The 7,769-nt window shown below is 71.0% G+C and carries 7 protein-coding genes and 1 pseudogene; 5 read left to right on the forward strand and 3 right to left on the reverse strand.

Annotation, left to right across the window (positions count from 1 at the left end; all coding sequences use genetic code 11):
- Positions 1 to 51 precede the first annotated feature (51 nt).
- Entirely contained in the window at positions 52 to 249 is a 198-nt protein-coding gene (locus KGQ19_RS45835) for a hypothetical protein (protein ID WP_212021438.1), read from the forward strand.
- Between the two features lie 139 nt (positions 250 to 388).
- Here KGQ19_RS45835 and KGQ19_RS45840 read toward each other — a convergent pair whose 3' ends face one another.
- A complete protein-coding gene (locus tag KGQ19_RS45840) occupies positions 389 to 1,771 on the reverse strand; it encodes a glycine--tRNA ligase (protein ID WP_212021441.1) in 1,383 nt (460 codons plus the stop codon).
- A 274-nt stretch (positions 1,772 to 2,045) separates the two neighbouring features.
- On the opposite strand from KGQ19_RS45840, the gene KGQ19_RS45845 reads away from it, so the two are divergent.
- The 4 genes and pseudogenes from KGQ19_RS45845 (at position 2,046) to KGQ19_RS45860 (ending at position 5,602) form a co-directional block, all read left to right on the forward strand.
- Positions 2,046 to 2,996, forward strand: a complete 951-nt coding sequence (locus tag KGQ19_RS45845) for a metal ABC transporter substrate-binding protein (RefSeq protein WP_212021443.1) — start codon at positions 2,046 to 2,048, stop codon at positions 2,994 to 2,996.
- 158 nt (positions 2,997 to 3,154) lie between these two features.
- Positions 3,155 to 3,934: pseudogene (locus KGQ19_RS45850) on the forward strand (metal ABC transporter ATP-binding protein); the annotation flags it as partial.
- A 194-nt stretch (positions 3,935 to 4,128) separates the two neighbouring features.
- Positions 4,129 to 5,034 carry a metal ABC transporter permease gene (locus KGQ19_RS45855; protein ID WP_212021445.1) on the forward strand — a complete coding sequence of 302 codons (906 nt, stop codon included), beginning with the start codon at positions 4,129 to 4,131 and terminating at the stop codon, positions 5,032 to 5,034.
- Positions 5,035 to 5,161: 127 nt separating this feature from the next.
- Positions 5,162 to 5,602 (forward strand): Fur family transcriptional regulator, encoded by a 441-nt coding sequence (locus tag KGQ19_RS45860; RefSeq protein WP_307856714.1) that lies wholly within the window; start codon positions 5,162 to 5,164, stop codon positions 5,600 to 5,602.
- A gap of 151 nt (positions 5,603 to 5,753) precedes the next feature.
- On the opposite strand, the gene KGQ19_RS45865 is transcribed toward KGQ19_RS45860, so the two are convergent.
- On the reverse strand, positions 5,754 to 6,659 hold the full coding sequence (locus KGQ19_RS45865; RefSeq protein ID WP_230420461.1) for an isoprenyl transferase: 906 nt from the start codon (positions 6,657 to 6,659) through the stop codon (positions 5,754 to 5,756).
- Between the two features lie 119 nt (positions 6,660 to 6,778).
- Positions 6,779 to 7,510 (reverse strand): DNA repair protein RecO, encoded by a 732-nt coding sequence (gene recO, locus KGQ19_RS45870; protein ID WP_212021449.1) that lies wholly within the window; start codon positions 7,508 to 7,510, stop codon positions 6,779 to 6,781.
- Positions 7,511 to 7,769: the final 259 nt, after the last annotated feature.

Below are 7,769 nucleotides of genomic sequence, written 5' to 3' on the forward strand. Positions count from 1 at the left end.
TCTCGTGGCCGCACGATCGTTTTCCCGGGCCCCGGCGGCCAGGCTTGAGGCATGACCTCGACCACGACCCGCTGCGCCCCGCGATGGGCCTGCCCGGCTACCCGCGGTTCCTGGGGCGGCCCGACCTACGCCGGAGTCTGGGCGGTGCACGGCGCCGGCGGGATCGCCATGCTGGTGGTCGCCTTCCTGCTGGCCCGCCTCTATGTCAGGCCGCTGGTCCGGCACCTCGCGCGGCGCCGCTCACGGTGAAGGGTGGGCCGCCGGAGTCCCGGCGGCCCACCCTATTGCTGCTTCAGTAGTGCCCTCAGCAGTGCTTCAGTAGTGCCCCGCAGCACTGCCGCAGCGCCTCAGTAGTGCCACAGTGCCTCAGTAGTGCTTCGACAGTGCCTCAGGCGCCGATCAGCCGGGCCGCGAGGTAGCCCTCGACCTGGTCCAAAGCCACCCGCTGCTGCTCCATCGAATCCCGCTCCCGAACCGTCACGGCCTGGTCGTCGAGGGTGTCGAAGTCCACCGTGATGCAGAACGGGGTGCCGATCTCGTCCTGGCGGCGGTAGCGGCGGCCGATGGCGCCGGCGTCGTCGAACTCGACGTTCCAGTTCTTGCGCAGCAGCTGCGCGAGGTCGCGCGCCTTGGGCGAGAGGTCGGCGTTGCGGGACAGCGGCAGCACCGCGGCCTTCACCGGCGCCAGCCGCTTGTCCAGCCGCAGCACCTTGCGGACCTCCATGACGCCCTTGGCGTTCGGGGCCTCGTCCTCGGCGTAGGCGTCCAGCAGGAACGCCAGCATGCCGCGGTTGACACCGGCCGCCGGCTCGACCACGAACGGCGTCCAGCGCTCGCCGGTCTCCTGCTCCAGCTGGGTGAAGTCCTCGCCGGAGTGCTTGGCGTGCGTGGTCAGGTCGAAGTCGGTGCGGTTGGCGATGCCCTCCAGCTCGGAGAACTCCTGGCCGCCGAAGTTGAAGCGGTACTCGATGTCGACGGTGCGCTTGGAGTAGTGCGACAGCTTCTCGGCCGGGTGCTCGTAGAAGCGCAGGTTCTCAGCCTTCAGACCCAGGTCGGTCCACCAGTTGTAGCGCTCGTTGAGCCAGTACTCGAACCACGTCTCGTCCTCGCCGGGCTTGACGAAGAACTCCATCTCCATCTGCTCGAACTCGCGGGTGCGGAAGATGAAGTTGCCCGGCGTGATCTCGTTGCGGAACGACTTGCCGATCTGGCCGATGCCGAACGGCGGCTTCTTGCGCGAGGCGTCGCGGACCGTCTTGTAGGACACGAAGATGCCCTGCGCGGTCTCCGGACGCAGGTAGGCCAGGCCCGCCTCGTCCATCGTGACGCCCAGGTGGGTCTGCAGCATCAGGTTGAACACCTTGGGCTCGGTGAACGTGCCCTTGTTGCCGCAGTTCGGACAGTTGAGGTCGGCCAGGCCGCGCTCCGGGACCCGGTTGTGCTTGGCCTCGTAGGCCTCGATGAGGTGGTCCTCGCGGAAGCGCTTGTGGCAGGACTGGCACTCGGTCAGCGGGTCGGTGAACTCCTTGACGTGGCCGGAGGCCTCCCACACCTCGCGCGCCAGGATGACCGAGGAGTCCAGGCCGACGACGTCCTCCCGGCCGGTGACCATGGTCTTCCACCACTGGCGCTTGATGTTCTCCTTCAGCTCCACGCCGAGCGGCCCGTAGTCGTAGGCGGCACGCGTACCGCCGTAGATCTCGCTGGAGGGGAAGACGAAGCCTCGGCTCTTCGCGAGCCGGACGATGGTCTCGATCTTGTCGGCGGCCACAGTCGCTCTCTTTCTTGTTGCCACCGCATCCACGGTGGCGAAGCCCGGCCGGATGCCGGGTTTCGGATGATGGCCCAGCTTAGCGGGTTCCCGGGGCGGTTTCGGAGGGGTTTCCGGCCCAGGTCGCGCGTTGTGCGGCGGGCCGGAGGGGACGTTGTGGGCGGATCCGCCGCGATCCGCCGCGGACCGGCCCGCACCGCCCTCGGACCGCCCCCGGACCGTGTGTTGATCGGGAGAATTGACAATCATTTTCATTTTCAGCGACCATGGAGGCATGCCTTTCCGCACCGCCGAGTCCCGCCGCCGTTTCCGGCCCGGGGTCCCGGCGCGCGTGGCCGGTTTGGTGGCCGTGCTGGTCGCGGCGCTGACCCTGAGCGGCTGCCTGAAGCAGTCCGATCAGCACACCGCCGACGGCCGGCTCGACGTGGTGGCCGGCTTCTACCCCTTCGCCTACCTCGCCGAGCAGATCGGCGGCGACCACGTGGCCGTCCGGAACCTCACCAAGCCCGGCGCCGAGCCGCACGACCTGGAGCTGACACCGTCCCAGGTCGGCGCGGTCAGCAAGGCGGACCTGGCGATCTACGAGAAGGGCCTGCAACCGGCCGTGGACGCCGCGGTGGCGCAGAACAAGCCCAAGGCCGCCCTGGACACCGCGACCGTGGTGCACCTGGAGGACCACGGCGACCTCGGCGAGGGCGACGCGCACAGCGCCGACCCGCACGTCTGGCTGGACCCGGTCGACTTCGCCAAGATCGCCGACGCGGTCTCGGCCGAGCTGCAACGCATCGACCCCGCGCACGCCGCCGACTTCCAGGCCAACCAGTCCGCACTGGACGGCGAGCTGCGGACCCTGGACGCCGACTACCGGGCCGGGCTGGCGCACTGCCAGCGCCAGGACATCGTCACCAGCCACGCGGCGTTCGGCTACCTCGCCGAGCGCTACGGCCTGGTCCAGGTCCCGATCGCCGGCCTGTCCCCGGACGACGAGCCCAGCGCGGCCCACCTCGCGAAGATCCAGGACCTGATCAAGACTAAGGGCGTGACCACGGTCTTCTTCGAGACTCTGGCCAGCCCCAAGACCGCGCGGACGCTGGCCGCGGACACCGGGACCAAGGCCGCGGTGCTCGATCCGATCGAGGGGGTCAAGGACCCCTCGAAGCAGGACTACCTCTCGATCATGCGCGACAACCTGGCCGCGCTGCGCAGTGCGCTGGGGTGTTCCTGATGGGGCGCGAGGTCCGGCACCCGGCCGGCGGCTCCGGCTCCGGCTCCGGCTCCGGGGCGCCCGATGGGTCCAGCGCGGCTGGGGACTTCAGCACGGCTGAGAACTTCAGCGCCGGTGCGGGCCTCGGCACGACCGACAGCCTCGGCATCGTCACCGGGATGACCGGCCCGGCCGACGACGCACCGGTCGCGCCGGTGGTGGCGGCGCGGCACGTGACCGTCTCGCTCGGCGGCCGGGCCATCCTGCACGGAGTCGACCTCGAGGTTCCCGGCGGCCAGACCGTCGCGCTGCTGGGGGCCAACGGCTCGGGCAAGTCCACCCTGGTCAAGACGGTCGTCGGGCTGTATCCGGTGGACGGCGGCCGGGTCGAGCTGTTCGGCACACCGCTGCCGGAGTTCAAGGCCTGGCAGCGGGTCGGCTACGTGCCGCAGCGCACCACCGCCGCGGCCGGGGTGCCGGCCACGGTCGGCGAGGTCGTCGCCTCGGGCCTGCTCAGCCCGCGCAACTGGATCAGACGCCGCACCCGGGGCGACCGCGCCGCCGTGCGCGAGGCCCTGGCCACGGTCGGGATGCTGGACCGGATCGGCGACCCGGTGGCCGCGCTGTCCGGCGGCCAGCAGCAGCGGGTGCTGATCGCCCGGGCCCTGGCCCGCCGCCCGGACCTGCTGATCATGGACGAGCCGATGGCCGGGGTGGACCTGGTCAGCCAGCAGGCCTTCGCCGACACGCTGGAGGAGCTGTCCGCGCACGGCACCACGCTGCTGCTGGTCCTGCACGAGCTGGGCCCGCTGGCCCGGCTCATCGACCGCACGGTCGTGCTACGCGCCGGGACCGTCCGGTACGACGGCGCGCCGATCGAGCACGGCGAGCCGGACGCCGGGCACGGCCACCAGGCCGGGCACGTCCACGTCCACCCGCACGCCGGGACGGCCGAGGCGCCCGGGACGCCGGAACTTCCGCCGGGACACGCGCCGGTGGAGACGATGAGCGTCCGCGGCGCTCGTATTTCCCGCGGCCCCGAGATTCCCCGAAGCCCGCGCGGTCCCGAAAGCGCGCGCGGTCCCGAAAGCCCCCGTATTTCCGGAGGCACCCGCATTTCCCCCATTCACGAAAGCCCCGAGGCAGGCCCCGCATGCTGAACGACACCATCTTCAGCCTGCCCTTCATGCAGCGCGCCTTCCTGGCCGCGCTGGCCATCGGGCTGGCCGCCCCGGCCATCGGCACCTACCTGGTGCAGCGGCGGCTGGCACTGATGGGCGACGGGCTCGGGCACGTCGCGCTCACCGGCGTGGGCCTGGGCCTGGCCACGAACACCTCGCCGGTGTGGGGCGCGGTGCTGGTCGCGGTGGCCGGGGCCGCGGCCGTGGAGCTGATCCGGGAACGCGCCAAGGCCAGCGGCGACGTGGCCCTGGCCATGCTCTTCTACGGCGGGCTGGCCGGCGGCTCGATGCTGATCTCGCTGTCCGGCGGCAACGCGAACCTGAACTCGTACTTGTTCGGCTCGATCCTGTCCACGTCGGCCGGCGACGTGTGGGCGATCGCGGCGCTGGCCGTCGGCGTGCTGCTGGTCAGCCTCGGACTGCGGCGCGCGCTGTTCGCGGTCTGCCAGGACGAGGAGTTCGCCCGGGTCGCCGGGCTGCCGGTGCGGGCGCTGAACCTGCTACTGGCGGTCACCACCGCGGTGACGGTGACCGTGGGCATGCGGGTGGTCGGGGTGCTGATGGTCAGCGCCCTGATGGTGGTGCCGGTCGCCGCCGCGCAGCAGCTGACCCGGGCCTTCGCCGCCACGATGGGCGCGGCCATGGCGATCGGGGTGGGCGCGGCCTTCTCCGGCGTCACCATGTCGTACTACGCGGACACCCCGCCCGGCGCGTCGATCGTGCTGATCGCGATCGCGGTGTTCCTGCTCGCTAGCATCTGCGCCGGGCTGCTGCGCCGCGGCCGGGGCCGCACCCGCACGCGGGCCCACGAACCCGACCCCGCGCCGGGACCCGCACCCGAACAAGCGGTCGCAACCGGACGGAGCCTGCCACAATGACATCGGCGTCGGGCCACCGGCCGGCCGCCCCGGGCCGACCGCCCGACGACCGTATGAAGAACGCACCGCAGATCGCACGCACGGCACGCACCGCCCGCACCGCACGCCAACCGCTAGGAGAAGGACAGTGAGTACCGCAGACACCTCCGGCGACCACCACGGCGACACCGGCCGGGGCCTGCCGGCCCAGGGCCGCTCCACCCGCCAGCGGTCGGCGGTCGCGGCGCTGCTGGACGAGGTCGACGACTTCCGCAGCGCCCAGGACCTGCACGACCTGCTCAAGCAGCGCGGCGAGTCGGTCGGCCTGACCACGGTCTACCGCGCCCTGCAGTCGCTGGCCGACGCCGGCGAGGTGGACGTGCTGCGCACCGGCGACCGCGAGGTGATCTACCGGCGCTGCTCCACCCCGCGGCACCACCACCACCTGGTGTGCCGGGAGTGCGGCAAGACCGTCGAGGTCGAGGGCCCGGCGGTGGTGGAGAGCTGGGCGGCCCGGGTGGCCGCCGAGCACGGGTACCGGGACGTGTCGCACACGCTGGAGATCTTCGGGACCTGCGGGGACCACTGAGGGCTGGGGCCAGAAGGCCTGAGGACCCGAGGACCTGGCCTGGGGGCGGGCGGACCTGGCGCGGACCCGGCACGGTAGCTTGGGATGCGCACGAGGGCGTCCCGCGGTCGTCGCATGATCGCGGAACGCCCTCGGCGTTTGTAGCGTTTTGTTACGCGACCTCGTCCGGGTCCGCGTACGCGCGCTCGTCGTACTCGTACTCGTACTCCGGCTCCTGCTCGACCGTGGCGGCGAACTGCTCCTCGTTGGTGAGGGCGCCGCCGTAACGGCGGTCGCGCCCGGCGAAGGACTCGCAGGCGCGCCACAGGTTGGTGCGGTCGAAGTCCGGCCAGAGGGTGTTGTCGAACACGAACTCCGCGTAGGCCGACTCCCACATGAGGAAGTTGGAAGTGCGGTGCTCGCCGGAGGAGCGGATGAACAGGTCCACGTCGGGCATGTCCGGCTCGTAGAGGTACCGGGTGACCGTCTTCTCGTTGATCTTGGTCGGGTCCAGGCGGCCGGCCTTGATATCGCGGCCCATGGCGGCCATGGCGTCGGCGATCTCCCAGCGGCCGCCGTAGTTGACGCACATGGTGAGGGTCAGGAGCTTGTTGTCCTTGGTGCGCTCCTCGGCCCACTCCAACTCGTCGATGACCGACTTCCACAGCCGGGGCCGGCGGCCGGCCCAGCGGATGCGGACGCCGAGTTCGTCCATCTCGCCGATGCGGCGGCGGATGGTGTCGCGGTTGAAGCCCATGAGGAAGCGGACCTCCTCAGGGGAGCGCTTCCAGTTCTCGGTGGAGAAGGCGTAGGCGGAGATGTGCGTGATGCCGCCGAGCTGCACCGCGCCCTCGACCACGTCGAACAGCGAGGCCTCGCCGACCTTGTGGCCCTCTATGCGCGACAGGCCGCGCTCCTTGGCCCAGCGGCCGTTGCCATCCATCACCAGGGCCACGTGCCGGGGCACCAGGTCCAGCGGGATGTCCGGCGGCAGCGCGCCGCGCTTGTGCGGGAAGGGGTCCCGGTTGACGCCCGGCTGCCGCTTTGCCAGGCGCTCTTCCAGGATCCGACGGGTCAGTCTCACCGCTCCACCTATCTCGTCCTACGTATCTCGTCCTACGCAGCCGTACTCATGCGTTGCCGTGCTCATGCGTTGCCGTGCTCATGCGTTGCCGTGCTCATGGCCAGCGCTCATGGTCACCGCTCGACCAGCCGCAGGGACCGCAGGCCGCGTTCCAGGTGCCACTGCAGGTAGGCGGCGACCAGGCCGCTGCCCTCCCGCCGGTGCTTGTCGGCGCTGGCGTCGGCCATCCCCCAGTCCCCCGCGAGCAACGCCCCGAGCAGGGCAAGTGTCTCACGGGCCGGGGCCACCGACCCAGACGGCTTGCAGTCCGAGCACACCACCCCGCCGGCCGGCAGGTTGAAGAACCGGTGCGCACCCGGATCGCCGCAGCGGGCGCAGTCCTCGAAGGACGGCGCGTAGCCGGCGATGGCCAGGGAGCGCAGCAGGAACGCGTCCAGGACCAGCCCGGCGGAGTGCTCTCCTGAAGCCAGCGTACGCAACCCGCCGACCAATAGGAGGTACTGCTGCACGGCGGGCACATCATCTTCACTCAACCGCTCGGCGGCCTCCAGCATCGCCTGCCCCGCGGTGTAGGCCGGATAGTCGGCGACCAGCGACCCCCCGTACGCCGCCAACGTCTCAGCCTGGGTAACCAGGTGCAGGTCACGGCCATGCTTCTCGAAGATCTGGACATCCACGAAGGTGAACGGCTCCAACCGCGACCCGAACTTCGACGAAGTCCGCCGCACCCCCTTGGCCACCGCCCGCACCCGCCCCCGATCCCGAGTGAGGAACGTGATGATGCGGTCCGCCTCCCCGAGATTCCGGGTCCGCAGGACGACGCCTTCATCACGGTGCAGGGGCATTGCTCAAGTGTAGGCGCGGCAGGGGACGCCAAGGGCCCGCGCGTACAGACGCACGGGCCCGGACAACGGCCACTCAGAAAGTGGCGAAGCTCACTGCTACTGCTACTGCTGATGCGGCGGCGGCCACGCCCCCGGACCCGGACCCGGCTCATCGGCGCGGGTGACGTGAGTCGGCTCATCCGCCGGGTCCACCGGGCGCGGGATCGGGATCGGGATGGCCATGGTCTCCATGCCGGCGGAGGTGTCGACCATGGTGGGC

This window comes from Catenulispora pinistramenti (assembly GCF_018274385.1).
GTDB lineage: Bacteria > Actinomycetota > Actinomycetes > Streptomycetales > Catenulisporaceae > Catenulispora > Catenulispora pinistramenti.

Bases quoted from the DNA above. Each gene is read 5' to 3' on its own strand.
- KGQ19_RS45835 (WP_212021438.1), top strand. From the start codon at position 52: ATGACCTCGACCACGACCCGCTGCGCCCCGCGATGGGCCTGCCCGGCT.
- KGQ19_RS45845 (WP_212021443.1), top strand. From the start codon at position 2,046: ATGCCTTTCCGCACCGCCGAGTCCCGCCGCCGTTTCCGGCCCGGGGTC.
- KGQ19_RS45855 (WP_212021445.1), top strand. From the start codon at position 4,129: ATGCTGAACGACACCATCTTCAGCCTGCCCTTCATGCAGCGCGCCTTC.
- recO (WP_212021449.1), bottom strand. From the start codon at position 7,510: ATGCCCCTGCACCGTGATGAAGGCGTCGTCCTGCGGACCCGGAATCTC.